At 70.7% G+C, this 18,638-nt stretch carries 15 protein-coding genes and 2 tRNA genes; 10 read left to right on the top strand and 7 right to left on the bottom strand.

Features of this window, described 5'->3' with window-relative positions; translation table 11 throughout:
• Positions 1–314 precede the first annotated feature (314 nt).
• Positions 315–1,349 carry a glutamine synthetase beta-grasp domain-containing protein gene (locus ACTJK8_RS05960; RefSeq protein ID WP_012322031.1) on the top strand — a complete coding sequence of 345 codons (1,035 nt, stop codon included), beginning with the start codon at positions 315–317 and terminating at the stop codon, positions 1,347–1,349.
• Positions 1,350–1,637: 288 nt separating this feature from the next.
• Here ACTJK8_RS05960 and ACTJK8_RS05965 read toward each other — a convergent pair whose 3' ends face one another.
• The gene (locus tag ACTJK8_RS05965; RefSeq protein ID WP_024828283.1) at positions 1,638–1,817 is read right to left on the bottom strand and encodes a DUF2735 domain-containing protein; all 180 of its coding nucleotides are present in this window, start codon (positions 1,815–1,817) and stop codon (positions 1,638–1,640) included.
• A gap of 184 nt (positions 1,818–2,001) precedes the next feature.
• Complete coding sequence (locus ACTJK8_RS05970) at positions 2,002–2,340, bottom strand: P-II family nitrogen regulator (protein ID WP_003600526.1); 339 nt, start codon at positions 2,338–2,340, stop codon at positions 2,002–2,004.
• A gap of 194 nt (positions 2,341–2,534) precedes the next feature.
• Between ACTJK8_RS05970 and ACTJK8_RS05975 the strand changes: the two genes are divergently transcribed.
• On the top strand, positions 2,535–4,037 hold the full coding sequence (locus ACTJK8_RS05975; protein ID WP_440761644.1) for an NAD(P)H-hydrate dehydratase: 1,503 nt from the start codon (positions 2,535–2,537) through the stop codon (positions 4,035–4,037).
• Positions 4,038–4,041: 4 nt separating this feature from the next.
• Here the strand turns inward: ACTJK8_RS05975 and ACTJK8_RS05980 are convergent, their stop codons facing one another.
• Entirely contained in the window at positions 4,042–5,538 is a 1,497-nt protein-coding gene (locus ACTJK8_RS05980) for a multicopper oxidase family protein (protein ID WP_440761645.1), read from the bottom strand.
• Between the two features lie 148 nt (positions 5,539–5,686).
• Between ACTJK8_RS05980 and ACTJK8_RS05985 the strand changes: the two genes are divergently transcribed.
• From ACTJK8_RS05985 to ACTJK8_RS06015, 7 genes are all read left to right on the top strand, one after another.
• Positions 5,687–5,771 (top strand) — tRNA-Leu (locus tag ACTJK8_RS05985).
• A 131-nt stretch (positions 5,772–5,902) separates the two neighbouring features.
• Positions 5,903–7,324, top strand: a complete 1,422-nt coding sequence (gene tig / locus ACTJK8_RS05990; RefSeq protein WP_024828280.1) for a trigger factor — start codon at positions 5,903–5,905, stop codon at positions 7,322–7,324.
• Positions 7,325–7,450: 126 nt separating this feature from the next.
• On the top strand, positions 7,451–8,077 hold the full coding sequence (locus ACTJK8_RS05995) for an ATP-dependent Clp protease proteolytic subunit (RefSeq protein WP_012322036.1): 627 nt from the start codon (positions 7,451–7,453) through the stop codon (positions 8,075–8,077).
• 184 nt (positions 8,078–8,261) lie between these two features.
• Positions 8,262–9,533: an ATP-dependent Clp protease ATP-binding subunit ClpX gene (clpX, locus tag ACTJK8_RS06000; protein WP_010684321.1), complete on the top strand. Its 1,272-nt coding sequence runs from the start codon at positions 8,262–8,264 to the stop codon at positions 9,531–9,533.
• Between the two features lie 246 nt (positions 9,534–9,779).
• On the top strand, positions 9,780–12,206 hold the full coding sequence (gene lon / locus ACTJK8_RS06005; protein ID WP_029358262.1) for an endopeptidase La: 2,427 nt from the start codon (positions 9,780–9,782) through the stop codon (positions 12,204–12,206).
• Between the two features lie 83 nt (positions 12,207–12,289).
• The gene (locus tag ACTJK8_RS06010; protein WP_012322038.1) at positions 12,290–13,009 is read left to right on the top strand and encodes an aspartate/glutamate racemase family protein; all 720 of its coding nucleotides are present in this window, start codon (positions 12,290–12,292) and stop codon (positions 13,007–13,009) included.
• A gap of 61 nt (positions 13,010–13,070) precedes the next feature.
• Positions 13,071–13,146, top strand: a tRNA-Val gene (locus tag ACTJK8_RS06015).
• A 41-nt stretch (positions 13,147–13,187) separates the two neighbouring features.
• Here the strand turns inward: ACTJK8_RS06015 and ACTJK8_RS06020 are convergent.
• A complete protein-coding gene (locus tag ACTJK8_RS06020; protein ID WP_373866326.1) occupies positions 13,188–13,457 on the bottom strand; it encodes a GCG_CRPN prefix-to-repeats domain-containing protein in 270 nt (89 codons plus the stop codon).
• A gap of 396 nt (positions 13,458–13,853) precedes the next feature.
• Here ACTJK8_RS06020 and ACTJK8_RS06025 point away from each other — a divergent pair, with 396 nt between their 5' ends.
• Positions 13,854–14,816 carry a phytanoyl-CoA dioxygenase family protein gene (locus tag ACTJK8_RS06025; protein ID WP_012322040.1) on the top strand — a complete coding sequence of 321 codons (963 nt, stop codon included), beginning with the start codon at positions 13,854–13,856 and terminating at the stop codon, positions 14,814–14,816.
• A 24-nt stretch (positions 14,817–14,840) separates the two neighbouring features.
• On the opposite strand, the gene ACTJK8_RS06030 is transcribed toward ACTJK8_RS06025, so the two are convergent.
• The 3 genes from ACTJK8_RS06030 to ACTJK8_RS06040 form a co-directional block, all read right to left on the bottom strand.
• The gene (locus ACTJK8_RS06030; RefSeq protein ID WP_440761646.1) at positions 14,841–15,758 is read right to left on the bottom strand and encodes an alpha/beta fold hydrolase; all 918 of its coding nucleotides are present in this window, start codon (positions 15,756–15,758) and stop codon (positions 14,841–14,843) included.
• Positions 15,759–15,769: 11 nt separating this feature from the next.
• Complete coding sequence (locus ACTJK8_RS06035; RefSeq protein ID WP_440761647.1) at positions 15,770–16,783, bottom strand: SDR family oxidoreductase; 1,014 nt, start codon at positions 16,781–16,783, stop codon at positions 15,770–15,772.
• A gap of 125 nt (positions 16,784–16,908) precedes the next feature.
• A complete protein-coding gene (locus ACTJK8_RS06040) occupies positions 16,909–18,339 on the bottom strand; it encodes a mannose-1-phosphate guanylyltransferase/mannose-6-phosphate isomerase (protein WP_012322043.1) in 1,431 nt (476 codons plus the stop codon).
• Between the last annotated feature and the right edge of the window lie 299 nt (positions 18,340–18,638).

An 18,638-nucleotide genomic window follows, 5' to 3' on the forward strand; every position in this document is an offset into this window, starting at 1 on the left:
TCTGAACCGTCTCTCGTGGCGCACCCGAACGCGGTCGCTCGCGCCGGCCGGCGGCGCTTGATATCCGGCGCGGGCGTGCCTTGCCACCCGCCGGGGATCGGAATCGGTTGCCGGATAGAGCGATCAGTCTGTTCTCGCGCCCGATCTCGCAAGCGTGATCGGGCCGCACCGTTTCTAGGGCACCGTTGTTCTCCGGCAATGGCCTTCCTGGCACGATCCATGCAAAGGCGGCTGCGGCCGTCTGAGAGGCGGCAAGCCGTTCGCGTTGCCCAGGGTTACCCCGGTCGCGCATCGATACGGACGAGAGAACCGGAATGACCAAATATAAGCTCGAGTACATATGGCTCGACGGGTACACGCCGACCCCGAATCTCCGCGGTAAGACGCAGATCAAGGAATTCGACAGCTTCCCGACCCTCGAGCAGCTCCCGATGTGGGGCTTCGACGGCTCGTCCACCAAGCAGGCCGAGGGCGGCAGCTCCGACTGCATGCTGAAGCCCGTGCGCCACTTCCCCGACCCGGCCCGCAAGAACGGCGTGCTGGTGATGTGCGAAGTGATGATGCCGGACGGCGTGACCCCGCACGAGTCCAACAAGCGCGCCACCATCCTGGACGATGCCGGCGCCTGGTTCGGCTTCGAGCAGGAGTACTTCCTGTACAAGGACGGCCGCCCGCTCGGCTTCCCGGCCTCCGGCTACCCGGCGCCGCAGGGCCCGTACTACACCGGCGTCGGCTACTCGAACGTCGGCGACGTCGCCCGCAAGATCGTCGAGGAGCACCTCGACCTCTGCCTCGATGCCGGCATCAACCACGAGGGCATCAACGCCGAGGTGGCCAAGGGCCAGTGGGAATTCCAGATCTTCGGCAAGGGCTCCAAGAAGGCCGCCGACGAGATGTGGATGGCCCGCTACCTCCTGCAGCGCCTCTGCGAGAAGTACGGCATCGACGTCGAGTACCACTGCAAGCCGCTCGGCGACACCGACTGGAACGGGTCGGGCATGCACTGCAACTTCTCGACCGCGTTCATGCGCGAGCACGGCGGCAAGGCCTATTTCGAGAAGCTCATGGAGGCATTCAAGAACGCCCGCGAGGAGCACATCGCCGTCTACGGTCCGGACAACCACATGCGCCTGACCGGCAAGCACGAGACCGCCTCGATCCACGAGTTCTCGTACGGCGTGGCCGACCGCGGCGCCTCGATCCGCGTGCCGCACTCCTTCGTCAACAACGGCTACAAGGGCTACCTGGAAGACCGCCGTCCGAACTCGCAGGGCGACCCCTACCAGATCGCCTCGCAGGTGCTGAAGACGATCGCTTCCGTGCCGACCGAGGCCGCCGCAGCCGCGTAAGACGCGGGGGGAGGCGCCAAGTCTCCCGACAGAGCTAGCGGAGCCGGGCCCTCGGGTCCGGCTTCGCCGTTTCCGGGGCGATGGACTCCCGGGCTAACGCCCTCATCCCGAGCTGCCTGAGCGCGCCCCAGGCCTCGAACGAGGCCTCAGGGGCCGGACTGCTCGGCAGAGTGCTCCTTCGCGGCCCCCTGGCGCGGGCACCTCGGGATGGGGAGGTTGGGCAGGCGGCCCGGTCGAGCTTGTTCGAGGGTTGCGGGGGGCGGCGCCATCGCGCCCCACGCCTCCGCCTCAGGGACGTCGCGGGCGCTCGTCCTCGCGGATGGCGGCTTCGTGGTACCAGGCGCCCCCGCCGAAGCTCGGCACGGACGCGGGTTTCGCGTTCGGAACCGCCCGGGCGGTCTCGCGCGCGCGTCGGAACGCGGACAGATCGTAGATCTTGGCGGTCTCGCGCGGGTCCGTGGCGGCCATCGCACTTCCTCCTGCATCGGGTTCAAGCGGCCGATCGGGCCGACCGTTCCCGATGATGTGGGGTGCGGAAGACGGCGCTCCAGAGTCGGAAGCGCCGATGCCGGACATTCGCGCAGTGCGAAATCTTGGGCAGGTGTCGTGGAATAACGGGTCGCCGGCGGTCCCGGGACCGCGCGGGGATCTGTCAGATCGCGTCCGTGCCGGTCTCGCCGGTGCGGATGCGGATCGCTTCCTCGATCGTCGAGACGAAGATCTTGCCGTCGCCGATGCGGCCGGTCTGGGCCGACTTGCGGATCGCCTCGACGGCGCCCTCGACCAGAGCGTCGGACAGGACGATCTCCAGCTTCACCTTGGGCAGGAAGTCGACCACGTACTCGGCGCCCCGGTAGAGCTCCGTGTGGCCCTTCTGACGGCCGAACCCCTTCGCCTCGATGACGGTGATGCCCTGGAGACCGACCTCCTGGAGCGCCTCCTTCACTTCGTCGAGCTTGAAAGGCTTGATGATCGCTTCGATCTTCTTCATGCCGCTCGGGCCTGCGCTGCGGTGCCTGGCATTTCTAACATCCTCGTGACGCCTTCGCCATGCCGTTTTCGCGGCGTGTCCGACCTTAGTGCCTATTTGCTGTGCGTTTCACGCACATCCTTAGGGCGCTTCGCCGGAATCTGGCGCGGTTTTGGTCAGGTCTGATCGGTGCACGGGCACACTCGGAGGCGGACATGCGCTTGCTGACGGTCGCGGCAATGAGGCGGGTCGATGCGGCGGCAATCGACGGCGGCGTCCCGGGCCTGACCCTGATGGAGGCGGCCGGGGCCGCCGTGGCCACCCGCGCCCGGGCCCGCCTGCCGGCGGGCGGCCGGGTCGTCGTCCTGTGCGGGCCGGGCAACAACGGCGGCGACGGCTTCGTGGCCGCGCGCCTGCTGGCCGAAGCCGGCTACGCCGTCGACCTCCTCTGCCTCGGCGCGGTGTCGGCGCTGACAGGCGACGCCGCGCTGGCGGCCGAGGCCTGGACGGGGCCGGTGCGCGCGGCCGAGGGCGGCGCGCTGCCGTCCTGCGACCTCGTGATCGACGCCCTGTTCGGGGCCGGCCTGTCGCGCGACCTCGACGGTGCCGCCCGCGCCCTCGTCGAGACGGTGAACCGCGCCGGGGTGCCGGTGCTCGCGGTCGATGTGCCGAGCGGGGTCGACGGCGACACCGGCGCGGTGCGCGGCGCCGCCATCCGGGCGGTGGAGACCGTGACCTTCGTGACCTTCAAGCCGGGACACCTGCTCCAGCCCGGGCGGAGCCTCTGCGGCCAGCTCAGCCTCGCCGATATCGGGACCGGCCTGGCGGCGCTGGAGGCCGGCCTGGCCGCCTGCGCGCCCCTTGACCGGAACGGGCCCGCCCTGTGGGGCCGGGACTTCCCGCACCTCACCGGCGCGAGCCACAAGTACACCCGCGGCCACGCCCTGGTCCTGTCCGGGCCCGCCACCAAGACCGGCGCCGCCCGGCTCGCCGCCCGCGGTGCCCTGCGGGTCGGCGCCGGGCTCGTCACCGTCGCGTCCCCGGTCGCCGCGCTGGCTGAGAACGCCGCCCACCTCACGGCGATCATGCTGCGGCCCTGCGAGAGCGCCGACGACCTCGACGACCTGCTCACCGACGAGCGGCTGAACGTGATCCTGGCCGGACCCGGGCTCGGCACCGGCGAGCCGACCCGGGAGCGCGTTGCCGTGGCGGCGGCGGCCGGGCGCGGCCTCGTCCTCGACGCCGACGCGCTGACGAGCTTCGCCGGGAAGGCGCCCCTGCTCGCCGCCCATCTCGCCGACGGCGATGCGCGGGCCGTGCTGACACCGCATGCCGGCGAGTTCGCGCGGCTCTTCGACGGGACGGACGCGGTGGTGGAGGGGGCCGACAAGGTGGCGCGGGCCCGCGCGGCGGCCGCGCTCACCGGCGCCGTGGTGGTCTTCAAGGGGGCCGATACGGTGATCGCGGCCCCCGACGGCCGTGCGGCCATCAACGACCACGGCAGCCCCTATCTCGGGACGGCCGGGTCCGGGGACGTCCTCGGGGGCCTGATCGCCGGCCTGCTGGCGCAGGGCATGGAGCCCTTCGCGGCCGCCGCGGCCGGCGTCTGGCTCCACGGGGATGCCGGCCTGCGCCACGGGCCGGGCCTGATTGCCGAGGATATCCCCGAGCTGATGCCGGCGGTGCTGCGCGACCTCGTCGCGTCGACCGGCGGCTGACCGCTCAGGTGACCTCGAACATCGTCCAGAGGCCGGTGTCGAACCGCTCCAGCACCGTGGCGCTGATCAGCCAGCGCCCCGGATTGTCCGCCAGGAACCCGATCCGGGCTGTGCGGCCCTCCAGCAGCTGAAAGGTGTCGAGCCAGTAGGGCTCCCAGCCGTCGTCCAGGGGATGGAGCAGGCGGAAGCAGTGGCCGTGCAGGTGCAGGGCCTGCGGGAAGGCGGTCTCGTTGCGCAGGGCCAGCACCACCACCTGGCCGCGCTTCACCGAGAAGATCGGCGCGAGGCCGGCGGCGCCGCTCGCGCCGTTCACCGACCAGATCTTCTGCGGGTCGCCCGTGTAGACGGGGTCGGGCGCGGGGGCGTCCTTGGCCCCGTCCTTACCCTTCGGCACGAAGGCGCCGCCGGTGATCACCACGTCGCGGCGCAGGGCGTTCTGGAGCTTGATCTCGGCCGGCAGGCGCTTGTTCTCGCCGATCGGCCCGATCGGGGGCCGCTTCTCGGTGATCCTGGCACCCTTGGTGACGACGCTCGCCAGGACCAGGCCCTTGCCGATCAGCGCGTGGATCTCGCAGGTGGCGCCTTCCTCCTCCGGCAGGTCGACGAGCAGGTCGTAGCGGGTGCCGGGCGGGAAGGGGAGGGTGGCCCGCAGGGGCTCGAACGTGTCGGTGGGCTGGCCGTCGACCGCCGCCACGTAGACCTTCACGCCCTCGAACTTGATGCGTGTCGCCCGGGCGTTGCAGGCATTGCCGAGGCGCAGGCGGATACGGGACCCCGGCCGGGCCTCGAAGGCGCCCGGCACCGGCTTGCCGTTGACGGTCACGAGGTTGCCGAGGCGGCCGTGCGCGGCGGCGAGCGCCGTCTGCCCGAACGGCATCAGGGTGCCGTCGTCCTGGAGCCGCCAGTCCTGCAGCACGACGCTGACGTCGGCGTCGACCGCGGGCGGGTTCGTCTCCTCGACGACCAGCATGCCCGCGAGCCCGCGGCCCGACGGCTCGCTCGCCCCGCCGACGACCAGGGGCCGGATCAGGTAGGAGCCGGCATCCGGCGGCGTGAAAGTGTAGAGGAAGTCGCCGCCCGGCGGGATCGGCGCCTGGGTCACCCCGCCGACGCCGTCCATGGCGTTGACGTTGCGCACCCCGTGCCAGTGCAGCGACAGCGCCCTGTCGGTCCGGTTCTCCACCTTGAGGCGTACCGCCTGCCCGAGCTTCTCGCGGATGACGGGCGGCAGGGCCTTGCCGTCGAAGCACCAGACCGGCGTCTCTGGCGCCGGTTCCGGCCTGAACCGCGTCCTGCCGGGCGCCGCCGGCAGGGCCGCCGGCGCCGCCGCGGGCTCCGGCTGCGCGGAGGACGGCGCCGGCGCCCCTGGCGCGGCGGCCGGCGCTTGGGCCCGCGCGGCCTCCGGCGCGAGCCCGAAGGCCGCCGCGGCGGCGAGCAGGGTCCGGCGCGACGGCGTGCCGGCACGCGAATCGGTCGGCGGCACGGTGCGGGATGGCGGCATGGGATCTCGGCTGCGGCTCGCGGTGGGCCCGCTCCTTAGCGGCGCGCGGGCTGCCGCGCCACAGGGGCAAGTTTTTTGCTGCGGGCCCGCCGGCCCATGCTATAGGGCGCGCTTCCGGCGGTCGGCGATGCGCCGGATGTCGGCGCGCGCGGGCGTGGCGGAACTGGTAGACGCGCTGGATTTAGGTTCCAGTGTCGCAAGACGTGGGGGTTCGAGCCCCTCCGCCCGCACCAGGACCTCTGCTGAGGTTGCGGTCCCCTCGGGACCCTCCGCCCCGTACCCGACATCTCGGCATCCCGGTCCGCGCGAGCACGACGCCGGCCCGGCCGGCGACCCCAGGTTTCTTTGAAGAGCGACGACGACGATGCAGGTGACCGAGATCAACGCCCAGGGGCTGAAGCGCGAGTTTCAGGTTCTGCTGGCCGCCCAGGAACTCGAGGAGCGCCTGACCAACGAGCTGTCCGGCATGAAGGACAAGGTGCAGCTCAAGGGCTTCCGTCCCGGTAAGGTGCCGGTCGCGCACCTGCGCAAGGTCTACGGCCGCTCCGTGATGGCCGAGGTGGTGCAGAACGCCGTCAACGAGGCGAACCGCCAGATCGTCACCGATAACGGCCTCAAGCTCGCCCTGGAGCCGCAGGTCGAGTTCCCGACCGACCAGGCCGAGGTCGAGAAGGCGCTGGACGCCAAGGGCGACCTCGCCTTCAAGGTCGCCCTCGAGGTGATGCCGAGCTTCGAGCTCGCCGACCTCTCCGACGTCAGCCTGACCAAGCTCGTCGCCAAGCCGTCGGACGCGGAGGTCGACGAGGCCCTCGACCGCATGGCCGGCCAGAGCCGCCCGTTCACCGAGCGCGAGGAGGGCGCCGAGGCCCAGAGCGGCGACCGCGTCACGATCGACTTCGTCGGCCGCATCGACGGCGAGGAGTTCCAGGGCGGCAAGGGCGAGGGCATCGACCTCGAGCTGGGCTCCGGCTCGTTCATCCCGGGCTTCGAGGATCAGCTCGTCGGCGCCAAGGTCGGCGACAAGCGCCTCGTGAAGGTCACCTTCCCCGAGTCGTACGGGGCCGAGCACCTCGCCGGCAAGGACGCCGAGTTCGACGTGACCGTCACGAAGATCCAGGCGGCGGGCGAAGCCAAGATCGACGACGAGTTCGCCAAGTCGATGGGCATGGAGTCGCTGGAGAAGCTCCGCGAGGCCGTGTCCGAGGCGATCGGCCGGGACTTCGAGGCCGCCTCGCGCCGCCGGCTCAAGAAGGAGCTCCTCGACGCGCTGGACGGCAAGTACGCCTTCGAGCTGCCCCCGTCGCTGGTGGCGCAGGAATTCGCCGCGGTGTGGGCGCAGGTCGAGCAGGACCTCAAGACCCGCGGCAAGACCTTCGAGGACGAGGACACCACCGAGGAGAAGGCCCAGGCCGAGTACCGGAAGATCGCGGAACGGCGCGTCCGTCTCGGTCTCGTGCTTGCGCAGGTCGGCGAGAGCGCCGATATCAAGGTCTCGGACGAGGAGGTGAACCAGGCCCTCATCGCCCGGGTCCGGCAGTTCCCGGGCCAGGAGCAGCAGGTCTGGGACTTCTACCGGAAGAATGCGCAGGCGCTCGCGGAACTCCGCGCGCCCCTGTTCGAGGAGAAGGTCGTCGACCACGTCCTCGGGCAGGTCAAGCTCGTCGAGGAGCCCGTCTCGAAAGAGGCGCTTTTCGCCGACGAAGATGACGACGACACGACCGGCGGGAAGCCGGCAGACAAGGCCGAGGCCAAGGACGAGTCCAAGACCGAAGCCAAGGCCGACTGAGTCCCGCTCTGTCCCAGGACGGCGGGCAAGGGTTAGGCGATGGTTAAGCATCGCCGGTGTTCGCTGACATGCCCGGGGCTGCCCTGATTCGCGGCAGCCCCGGGCCTCACTCCGGGGCAGGACGAGATGAGAGATCCGATCGACGTCTACAACAACGCGCTCGTGCCGATGGTCGTCGAGCAGTCGAGCCGCGGCGAGCGCGCCTTCGACATCTACTCCCGCCTGCTCCGCGAGCGCATCATCTTCCTCACCGGCCCCGTGGAGGATTACGGCGCGTCGCTGATCGTGGCGCAGCTGCTGTTCCTCGAGGCGGAGAACCCGAAGAAGGAGATCTCCTTCTACATCAACTCCCCCGGCGGCGTGGTCACCTCCGGCCTGTCGATCTACGACACGATGCAGTTCATCCGCTGCCCGGTGACGACCCTCTGCGTCGGCCAGGCCGCCTCGATGGGCTCCCTGCTGCTCACAGCCGGCGAGCCGGGCCACCGCTTCGCCCTGCCGAACGCCCGGATCATGGTCCACCAGCCGTCCGGCGGCTTCCAGGGCCAGGCGACCGACATCCTGATCCACGCCCGCGAGATCGAGGCGCTGAAGCGGCGCCTGAACGAGATCTACGTGAAGCACACCGGGCGCGACTACGACACGATCCACACGGCGCTGGAGCGCGACAACTTCATGACCGCCGACGCGGCCAAGGAGTTCGGGCTCATCGACGAGGTGATCGAGAAGCGTCCCGAGCCGGCGGCCGCCTGACCGCCCCGCGTCGCCTGACCGCCGCGGCGCGGCCTTGATCCCGCCGCGGCAGCGTGTTTGCATCGAGGTTCGGGCCCTTCGGTCAAAGGCGCGCAGCACACTGTTTCTTTAAACGGGCCCCCTACATTCATGCGATGCGCGTCCGCCCCTTGCCGGCTGCGGACGCGAGGAATCGGAGACCGATATGAGCAAGACTGGCGGCAACGACTCGAAGAGCACGCTGTATTGCTCGTTCTGCGGCAAGAGCCAGCACGAGGTCCGCAAGCTGATCGCCGGCCCCACGGTGTTCATCTGCGACGAGTGCGTCGAGCTGTGCATGGACATCATCCGCGAGGAGTCGAAATCCTCGCTGGTGAAGAGCCGCGACGGCGTGCCGACCCCCAAGGAGATCCGCCGCGTCCTCGACGACTACGTCATCGGCCAGGACTTCGCCAAGAAGGTCCTCTCGGTCGCGGTGCACAACCACTACAAGCGGCTCGCCCACGCGACGAAGCACAACGACGTCGAGCTGGCCAAGTCCAACATCATGCTGATCGGGCCGACCGGCTCGGGCAAGACCCTGCTCGCGCAGACGCTCGCCCGCATCCTGGACGTGCCGTTCACCATGGCGGACGCCACGACGCTGACCGAGGCCGGCTACGTCGGTGAGGACGTCGAGAACATCATCCTCAAGCTGCTCCAGGCCTCGGACTACAACGTCGAGCGGGCGCAGCGCGGCATCGTCTACATCGACGAGATCGACAAGATCTCCCGCAAGTCCGACAACCCGTCGATCACCCGCGACGTGTCGGGCGAAGGCGTGCAGCAGGCGCTCCTGAAGATCATGGAGGGTACGGTCGCCTCCGTCCCGCCCCAGGGCGGACGGAAGCACCCGCAGCAGGAATTCCTGCAGGTCGACACGACCAACATCCTGTTCATCTGCGGCGGCGCCTTCGCGGGGCTGGAGCGGATCATCTCCCAGCGCGGCAAGGGTACCTCGATCGGCTTCGGCGCGACCGTCCAGGCCCCGGACGACCGCCGCACCGGCGAGATCTTCCGCTCGGTCGAGCCGGAGGACCTGCTGAAGTTCGGCCTCATCCCCGAGTTCGTCGGCCGCCTGCCGGTCCTGGCGACGCTGGAGGACCTCGACGAGGCCGCGCTGAAGAAGATCCTGCAGGAGCCGAAGAACGCCCTGGTGAAGCAGTACCAGCGGCTGTTCGAGATGGAGAACGTCGACCTGACCTTCCAGGACGAGGCCCTGTCGCTCGTCGCCCGCAAGGCGATCGAGCGGAAGACCGGCGCCCGCGGCCTGCGCTCCATCCTGGAGACGATCCTGCTGGACACGATGTACGACCTGCCGGGCCTCGAGTCCGTGGAGCAGGTGGTCATCGGCCCGGAGGTGGTCGAGGGCAAGTCGCGCCCCCTCTACATCCACGGCGACCGCAACAAGGACGCGCCCGCCAGCGTCAGCGCGTAGGCGCTCGGTAGGGTTGCATGAGGCGCCCGGCTCTGGCCGGGCGCGCTGCGGGGGCCGCCTTGAAAACGCTCCCCCCCGCAGCCACCTCAGGCTCAGCGCGGTGGCCGCACGCTCCTTCGAGGTCCGGTCCGCGTCGCCAGCCGCAAAGTTAGCGAAATCCGACCCTCGCGGCCCGGTCGGCACCTGGCTGTAGGCGCGCTCCGTGCATGGGGGCGCCGAACCCGGCGTCCCTGAGAGGAAGTCAGCATGTCACAGTCGAAATCGCGCCAGCCGGTGGTCCCGGGTTCGACGGGCTCCTACGCCGTCCTCCCCCTGCGCGACATCGTCGTCTTCCCGCACATGATCGTGCCCCTGTTCGTGGGCCGCGAGAAGTCGATCCGCGCCCTCGAGGAGGCCGTCCGCACCGACCGCCACATCCTGCTCGCCACCCAGATCAACGCGGGCGACGACGACCCGGCGACCGACGCGATCTACAAGATCGGTACCCTCGCCTCGGTGCTCCAGCTGCTGAAGCTGCCCGACGGCACCGTGAAGGTGCTGGTCGAGGGCGTCGGCCGCGCGAAGGTCGTGGACTTCACCCGCTCGGACGAGTTCTACGAGGCGACCGCCGAGGCGCTCCACGACGAGCTCGGCGACCGCGTCGAGGCCGAGGCGCTCGCGCGCTCCGTGCTCTCGGAGTTCGAGAACTACGTCAAGCTCAACAAGAAGATCTCCCCCGAGGTCGTCTCCGCCGTGACGCAGATCGACGAGCCGTCGAAGCTCGCCGACACGATCGGCTCGCACCTGCTCGTCAAGATCTCCGACAAGCAGGGCATCTTGGAGACCCCCACGGTGGCGCAGCGCCTCGAGCGCGTGCTGTCGCTGATGGAGAGCGAGATCTCCGTGCTCCAGGTGGAGAAGCGCATCCGGACCCGCGTCAAGCGGCAGATGGAGAAGACCCAGCGCGAGTACTACCTGAACGAGCAGATGAAGGCGATCCAGAAGGAGCTGGGCGACTCCGAGGATGGCCGCGACGAGCTGGCCGAGCTGGAAGAGAAGATCGAGAAGACCAAGCTCTCCAAGGAGGCCCGAGACAAGGCCACCGCCGAGCTGAAGAAGCTGCGGCAGATGTCGCCGATGTCGGCCGAGGCGACCGTCGTGCGCAACTACCTCGACTGGATGCTCGGCATCCCGTGGGGCAAGCGCTCGAAGATCAAGAAGGACCTGCTCGGCGCCCAGGCGCTGCTCGACGAGGACCATTTCGGCCTCGACAAGGTCAAGGAGCGGATCGTCGAGTACCTCGCCGTGCAGCAGCGGGCGAACAAGCTCACCGGCCCGATCCTGTGCCTCGTCGGTCCCCCCGGCGTCGGCAAGACCTCGCTCGGCAAGTCCATCGCCAAGGCGACGGGTCGCGAGTTCGTCCGGATGTCGCTCGGCGGCGTGCGCGATGAGGCCGAGATCCGCGGTCACCGCCGGACCTATATCGGTTCGATGCCCGGCAAGATCGTGCAGTCGATGCGCAAGGCCAAAACCTCGAACCCGCTCATCCTGCTCGACGAGATCGACAAGATGGGCATGGACTTCCGCGGCGATCCGTCGGCGGCGCTCCTCGAGGTTCTCGACCCTGAGCAGAACAGCACCTTCAACGACCACTACCTGGAGGTGGATTACGACCTCTCGAACGTGATGTTCGTGACCACGGCCAACACCCTCAACATCCCGGGCCCGCTCATGGACCGGATGGAGGTGATCCGCATCGCCGGTTACACCGAGGAGGAGAAGGTCGAGATCGCGCGCAAGCACCTGATCCCGAACGCCCTGAAGAAGCATGGCCTCGGGACGCACGAGTGGTCGATCGATGCCGACGGGCTGATGATGCTGGTCCGCCGCTACACGCGGGAAGCCGGCGTCCGCAACCTGGAGCGCGAGCTGTCCAACCTGATCCGCAAGGCGGTGAAGGAGATCCTGATCACCAAGACCAAGTCGGTCGCGGTGACCCCGGAGACCCTTCCGGTCTTCCTCGGCCCGCCGAAGTTCCGCTACGGCGAGATCGACGCGGACGATCAGGTCGGTGTGGTGACGGGTCTGGCCTGGACCGAGGTCGGCGGCGAGCTGCTGACGATCGAGGGCGTCATGATGCCCGGCAAGGGCAAGATGACGGTCACCGGCAACCTGAAGGACGTGATGAAGGAGTCGATCTCGGCGGCGGCGAGCTACGTCCGCTCCCGGGCGATCGATTTCGGGATCGAGCCGCCGCTCTTCGATCGGCGCGACATCCACGTCCACGTTCCGGAGGGGGCGACCCCGAAGGACGGTCCGTCGGCCGGCATCGCCATGGCCACCGCGATCATCTCGACGCTGACCGGGATCCCGGTCCGCCGAGACGTCGCGATGACCGGCGAGGTGACGCTCCGCGGCCGGGTCCTGCCGATCGGCGGCCTGAAGGAGAAGCTGCTCGCCGCGCTCCGCGGCGGCATCAAGACGGTGCTGATCCCCGAGGAGAACGCCAAGGACATCGCCGAGGTGCCCGACAGCGTGAAGAACGGCCTGGAGATCATCCCGGTCTCGCGGATGGATCAGGTGCTGGAGAAGGCGCTGGTCCGCCAGCCCGAGGCGATCGAGTGGGAGGAGCCCCTGCCGGTGGCCAAGCCCGCCCGCACCGAAGAGGACGGCGCGGCCTTCGTGGCCCACTGAGCGTCCTGACTGAGTGAGACGAGCCCCCGGCGCCCTGAGCCCCGGGGGCTTTTTCGTGCGCGGATCCAGGCACGGAGGACCGGATGCGTATCCTGCTGATCAACCCGAACACCAGCGCGCACGTCACCGACCTCGTCGCCGATCATGTCCGCCGGCAGCTCGGCGGCCGGGCGGAGCTGCGCGCCGTCACCGGCCGTTTCGGCGCGCGCTACATCGCGAGCCGGGCCGCAGCGGCGATCGCCGGCCACGCGGCCCTCGATGCCCTCGCGGAGCACGGGGGCGCGTGCGACGCGGTCTACCTGGCCTGCTTCGGCGATCCGGGTCTTCTCGCGCTGCGCGAGCTGTCGCGGGTGCCGGTGATCGGCATGGCGGAGGCGGCCTGCCACGAGGCCGCCGCGGCCGGCCGCTTCGGCATCGTCACCGGTGGGGCGGCCTGGGAGGGGATGCTGCGGGAATTCGTGGCGGCACTCGGGCTGTCCGACGCCCTCGCGGCGCTCCGTACAGTGGCTCCGAGCGGCGGCGCCATCGCCCGGGATCCCGACGCGGCCCTGGCGATCCTGGCCGAGGCCTGCCGTGCCTGCGCGGCGTCCGGCGCGGAGACGGTCATCCTGGGCGGTGCCGGTCTGGCGGGGCTCGCGGCGCGGATCGCCCCGCAGGTTCCCGTTCCGGTGATCTGCTCGGTCGAGGCCGGGACCCGCGCGGTTCTCGCTTCGGGCGCGTCCGCGTCGATTCGATCCAGGCCCGATCCCGTGGAGAGCGTCGGCCTCGGACCGGCCCTGGCGGCGCGGCTCATCGATCCCTGACGCGGATCCGGGGCGCGGACCCTTGCACCGGACCAGCGCCATGCCGTAACGGTCGCCGGCCGGGCGGTTAGCTCAGTTGGTAGAGCGTCTCCTTTACACGGAGAGGGTCGGGGGTTCGAGTCCCTCACCGCCCACCAGCGCTCCGGCGCCGCGCACCGTCGACGGTAAGGGTAACCGGCTACCGGTAGCCGCCGTTCGGCAGTCGGCCGTGATACGGCGTGTTGCGGCAATGGCCCCACGGTCCGCGCCAGTAGCCGGGCGGGCAGCCGTTCCCCGCCCGCACTTGGTACCAGCCGCCGGGCAGCGGCCCGACATAGGGCGTGCGGCGGCAGTGGCCCCAGGGTCCGCGCCAAGCTCCCGGCCCGCATCCTCCCGCCACCAGGGTGATCGGCGCCGCGAGGCCCGGATCGGCCGGGAGCGGCATCGCCTGCGCGCCCGTCACGCACATTGACCCCGGCAACGCCGACACGATCGCGACCGCAGCAGCTTTCATTAAAATATTCATGATCTCTCTCCGAGCAACCGATGCGTATTTATCGTCGTCATCGCGCATTGAACGCGTAAAGATGCCTGTGAGACGCATTAAATATTGGACATGAAAGGAAACAGTTTCGGGAATGCCATCAATGCGATGCACCGGCGTGAGGAAGCCGCGCGGCCGACCGCGGCGCCCGCCCGGTACGAGCAAGACGTGCCGCCGGAAATCTCAACTGGAGGTGGTGGGCGGCAAAGATGAAGACAAATGCATGAGACTGGAATGGGCAGTCATACCTAGGAATAGGTACTGTAGGCATCGGACTAAACGCGGGCATCCTCGCGGGATCATCTCGAAGCGGAGGGTGCGATGCGAGCAACGATTCCGGATCGCCTGGGTCTCGGCGTCCCCGATGCCGGGAACGGCCTCTCCGCCCGCGTGGCCGTGGCGCGGTCGCGGCTCGTCCGCTGGATCGCGGGCAGCCGGGCGGCCGGGCGCGTCCCGACCCGGCTCCTGACCGAGGACGAGATCGCCGCGTTCCGGCGCGACGGCTTCGTCACCGTCCCGGCGATCACCACCGCGGAGGAGCTCGACACGCTGCGCGGCGCCTACGACCGCCTGTTCGAGGAGGCGCGCGGCTGGAAGGACGGGAGCCTGTTCGACCTCGTCGACATCGACCGCGGCGCCGGCGAGGCGCGCTCCCCGCAACTTCTCAATCCGTCCCGCTTCGAGCCGCTTCTCCGGGACATCCTGTTCCGGGCCAACGCCTTGGCCATGTCGCGCCAGCTCCTGGGAAGCCGCGCGGCCCTCGTCTTCGAGCACGCGATCCGCAAGCCGCCGAAGATCGGTGCGGCGACCGCGTGGCATCAGGACGAGGCCTTCTACGCCGCCTACACGAATTACCGGGCGATCACGGTCTGGATGCCCCTGCAGGACGTGTCGCCGGAGAACGGCTGCATGCTCTACGTCCCGGGGAGCCACAGGGGGCCGCTCCTCACCCATCGCAGCATCGGCGGCGACCCGCGGATCCACGGCCTCGAGGCCCTGGGGGTTCCGGTGGAGCGCGCGGTCCCCTGTCCGCTGCCGGCGGGCGGCGCCACCTTCCACGATTGCCGGACCCTGCACTGCGCCGGGCCGAATCTCAGTGCCGGACCGCGGCGCGCCTACGCCCTCGGCTTCGGGGTCCGCGCGCCGGAGCATACCCTCCGGCACGAGCATCCCTGGAACGCCGAGAAGCGCACGCTGCGACAGGAGCGCGAGCGGCAGGCCCGCGGCGGGCTCGCCCGGCTGAAGGCGGGCGCCAAGCAGCAGATCAAGGCGCTCATCCGCTGAGTTGTGGCCCCCGCGCGGGGGCCGTCAGGCGGCCGCGTGCACCGCCAGCGCCGCGCGGACGACCGCGTCGGTCTGAAGGTGATGCAGCATGTGGCCGGCCCCCGCCAGGCGCTCGAACCGCGCCCCGGGGATCAGGCCGGCCGCGCGCCGGCCGTGCAGGTCGGTGTTCACCACCAGGTCGGCGCTGCCGCCCAGGATGCGGGTGGGCCGGCGCAGAAACGGGTAGTTGAGGACGCTGCGCGTGAGACCCGGCCAGAGCCAGCCCGCATCCTCGCCCTCGGCGGTGATCTGCGCGGGGCGGCCCGCGAGGGCGAAGGGGAAGTCCCGGGCGAAGCGCGGCGGCATCGCCTCCGGGAAGAACATCGCGTTCCACAGGAGCGGCAGCAGCGCCCGGTCGCTGCTGGCGCCCAGGAGCGCCGACAGGGCGTCGCCGCCGAACGGCAGCGCCCGCGGCCCGAACAGCACCTGCTCCAGCCGCGGCTCGGGGAAGCAGATCGGCGCGAGGGCGACGATGCCGGCCACCTCGTCCGGATGGAGCATGCCGTAGGCGAGGGCGACGGCGGCCCCGAAGGAGTGGCCCAGGATGACCGGGCGCTCCAGGCCGAGGCGCCGCACGGCCTCCCGGATGGAGGCCGCCTGATCCCAGATGTCGGCCGCGCCGCCGCGCGGCCGCCGGCTGAAACCGTGGCCCGGGCGGTCGACGGCCAGCACGCGGAAATGCGCGGCCAGCGCCGGCACGGGGCCGAGCCAGACGTCCTCCAGGCACATCAGCGTGCCGTGGATCGCCACGAGATCCGGCCCGGCGCCGGTCTCCGCGTAGGCGATCGTCCGGTCTTCGGCCAGGGACACGATTCGGCGCGGCACGATCCGGGGATCGGCCTCGGCGCCGGTCCCGCTCCCGGCCTCCCGTGCCGCCCGGGCGGGGCCGGGCAGGGTCTCCATCGCGCCTCCCCCTACAGGCGCCGTCGGCGTCCGGACGAGGTGCCGAGCACCGCGAAGGCCGTGGCCGCGCCGACGCCCAGCAGACCGGCCGCGGCCGCGAGGGGGTGCAGGGTCGCGCGGGTATAGGCGCTGGTCCGCATGACCGGGACGGGCGGGTCGCCCCGCGTCTCCCCCGCCGCGACCGGCGCGTGCAGCGCGCCGTCCGGGTTGCGCGGCGCGCTCCCGCGCTTCTGCAGGGCGATGATCGCCGGGGTGAGATAGTCGTAGGCGCCGGGGGCGAATTCCTTGCCGGCCACGAAGGCCTTGCCGGCGCCGCCCACGAAGATGTCGCGCTGCGGGTGCACGGCCGCGTGCAGGATGGCGTTCGCCACCTCCTCCGGCGGGTAGATCGGCGGCGGCAGGCTCGGCTCGCGGTCCATGTAGTTGCGGGCCCGCTGGGGCAGGGGCGTGTCGATCGAGGCCGGCTTGATCAGCGTCACCGAGATCGGCGCGTTCTCGTCCATCAGCTCCATGCGCAGGGCGTCGGTGAAGCCCTTCACGGCGTGTTTCGAGGCCGCGTACATGCCCTGGAACGGGAAGGCGAGGTCGGAGGCGATACTGCCGACGTTGATGAGGGCGCCGCCGTGCTGGCGCAGGTGCTCGGTCGCCACGAGGGAACCGTAGACGGTTCCCCAGAAATTCGTCTGGATCAGGCGCTCGTGGTCGGCATCGCTGATCTCGCGCAGCCGGCCGTAGATCGAGCCGCCGGCCACGTTCACCCAGGTGTCGAAGCCGCCGAAGGTCGCCTCGGCCCGGTCGGCCACGGCCTGCACGTCGGACCGCCGGCCGACATCGGCGACGACGTCGATCGCCTTGCCGCCGACGCCCTCGATCTCGGCCCGGATGCGCGCCAGGGCGTCGCCGCTGCGCGCCGCCAGCACCACCCGGGCGCCGCGCTCGGCCGCCATCCGGGCCGTGGCGAGGCCGATACCCGACGAGGCGCCGGTGATCACGATGACCTGCTCGCGGAGCGGCTTGTGCTTCATGCGATATCCCCGACGCTGCGGCGCGGCCGCACGGGAGCGGCCACACGCTAGGCTATCGATCGGGGCGGCCGCATGTTCCGGGCGCACCCGCGGGTGATCGGGTCGCAGGCTGGCCGCCCGGGCACTCAGCGTCCGTAGATGTCCTCGACGCGGATGATGTCGTCCTCGCCGGTGTAGGAGCCGACCTGGACCTCGATCAGCTCCAGCGGGATCTTGCCCGGGTTGGCCAGCCGGTGCATCGACCCGATCGGCAGGTAGACCGCCTCGTTCTCGTGGACCAGCACCACCCGCTCGTCGATCGTCACCTCGGCGGTGCCGCGCACCACCACCCAGTGCTCCGCCCGGTGGTAGTGCTTCTGCAGCGACAGCCGCCCGCCCGGCACAACCTGGATCCGCTTCACCTGGAAGCGCTCGCCGATGTCGATCCGCTGGTACCAGCCCCAGGGCCGGTACATCCGCAGATGCGCGTCCGCCTCCGGCTCCCCGCGGGCCCGCAGCGCGCCGACCAGCTCCTTCACTTGGCCCGAATGCGCCTTGGAGGCCACCAGCACCGCGTCGGGGGTCGAGACCACCACCACGTCCTCCAGGCCCACCACCGCGGTCAGGCCCTCGCCCTGGCTGTGCACGAGGCTGTTCTTCGTGCCGATCAGCGACACCCGGCCGCGCACGGCGTTGCCGGCCTCGTCGTGGTCCAGCACCTGCCAGACCGCGTCCCAGGTGCCGACATCCGACCACGCGAACGACACCGGCAGCACGCCGGCCCGGGCGGTCCGCTCCATGACCGCGTAGTCGATCGAGATCTTCGGCGCCTGGGCGAAGGCCGTCGCGTCGAGGCGCACGAAGTCGAGGTCGGTCACCGCCGCCTCCAGGGCCGCGCGCGCGGCCGCCAGCACCTCGGGGACGAACGCTTCCAGCTCGGCCAGCATCAGGTCGGCGCGGAACAGGAAGTAGCCCGAGTTCCACAGGGCGCCGTCGGTGATCAGCGCCTCGGCGCCGGCCCGGTCGGGCTTCTCGACGAAGCGGGCGACGCGGGCCGCGCCCGGGGCCTCGGCGATCGGCTCGCCGCGGCGGATGTAGCCGTAATCGGTGGCCGGCCGGTCGGGCTCGATGCCGAGCGTCATCGTGTAGCCGGCGCGCGCCCCGGCGGCCGCGCGCTGCACGGCGTCCACGAAGGCCGCCGTGTCGGGCACGACGTGGTCGGCGGCCATGATCAGCACCACGGCCTGCGGGTCGCTGGCGGCGGCGTGCAGGGCTGCGACCGCCACGGCGGCGGCGGAGTCGCGGCCCTGCGGCTCGAGCAGGATGTCGGCGGAGAGACCGAGCTGGTCGCGCTGCTCGGCGACGATGAAGCGGGCCTCGGCCGAGGCGATGACGGTGGGCGTCGCGAAGACGGTGGCGTCCGACACGCGCGCCAGCGTCGCCTGGAAGGTCGAGCGCTCGGCGTCGACCAGCCGGGCGAACTGCTTGGGCATGCTCTCCCGCGACGCCGGCCACAGCCGCGTCCCCGTCCCTCCGCACAGGATCATCGGGTGGATCTGGATCGAAGGTCGGGACATGGCGACGTCTCCCGAGAAGGCTCGGCGGGGTTGGCGTGGCCGAGCCCGCCCCGCGCGGGTGCGATGGACTCTCGGGCGCCGATTTCAGGATCTGCCCTTACCGTCGGGCCGGGACCGGAACAACCTGCGCGCATTATCCGCGCGTCGACGGGCTGGCTCCGTGCAGCGGGATGGTTATCTCTGGCCTGACATGAACGGACCCGCCCCCACCCCTCAGGCCGTCGACCCGGCGCCGTCCCCGCGCCGGATTCCCTCGGTCGAGCGCCTCGTCGGCGGCGCGCCGCCCGCCGATCTCGAGA

Source organism: Methylobacterium sp. 22177, from assembly GCF_052045615.1.
Classification (GTDB): Bacteria; Pseudomonadota; Alphaproteobacteria; order Rhizobiales; family Beijerinckiaceae; genus Methylobacterium; species Methylobacterium radiotolerans.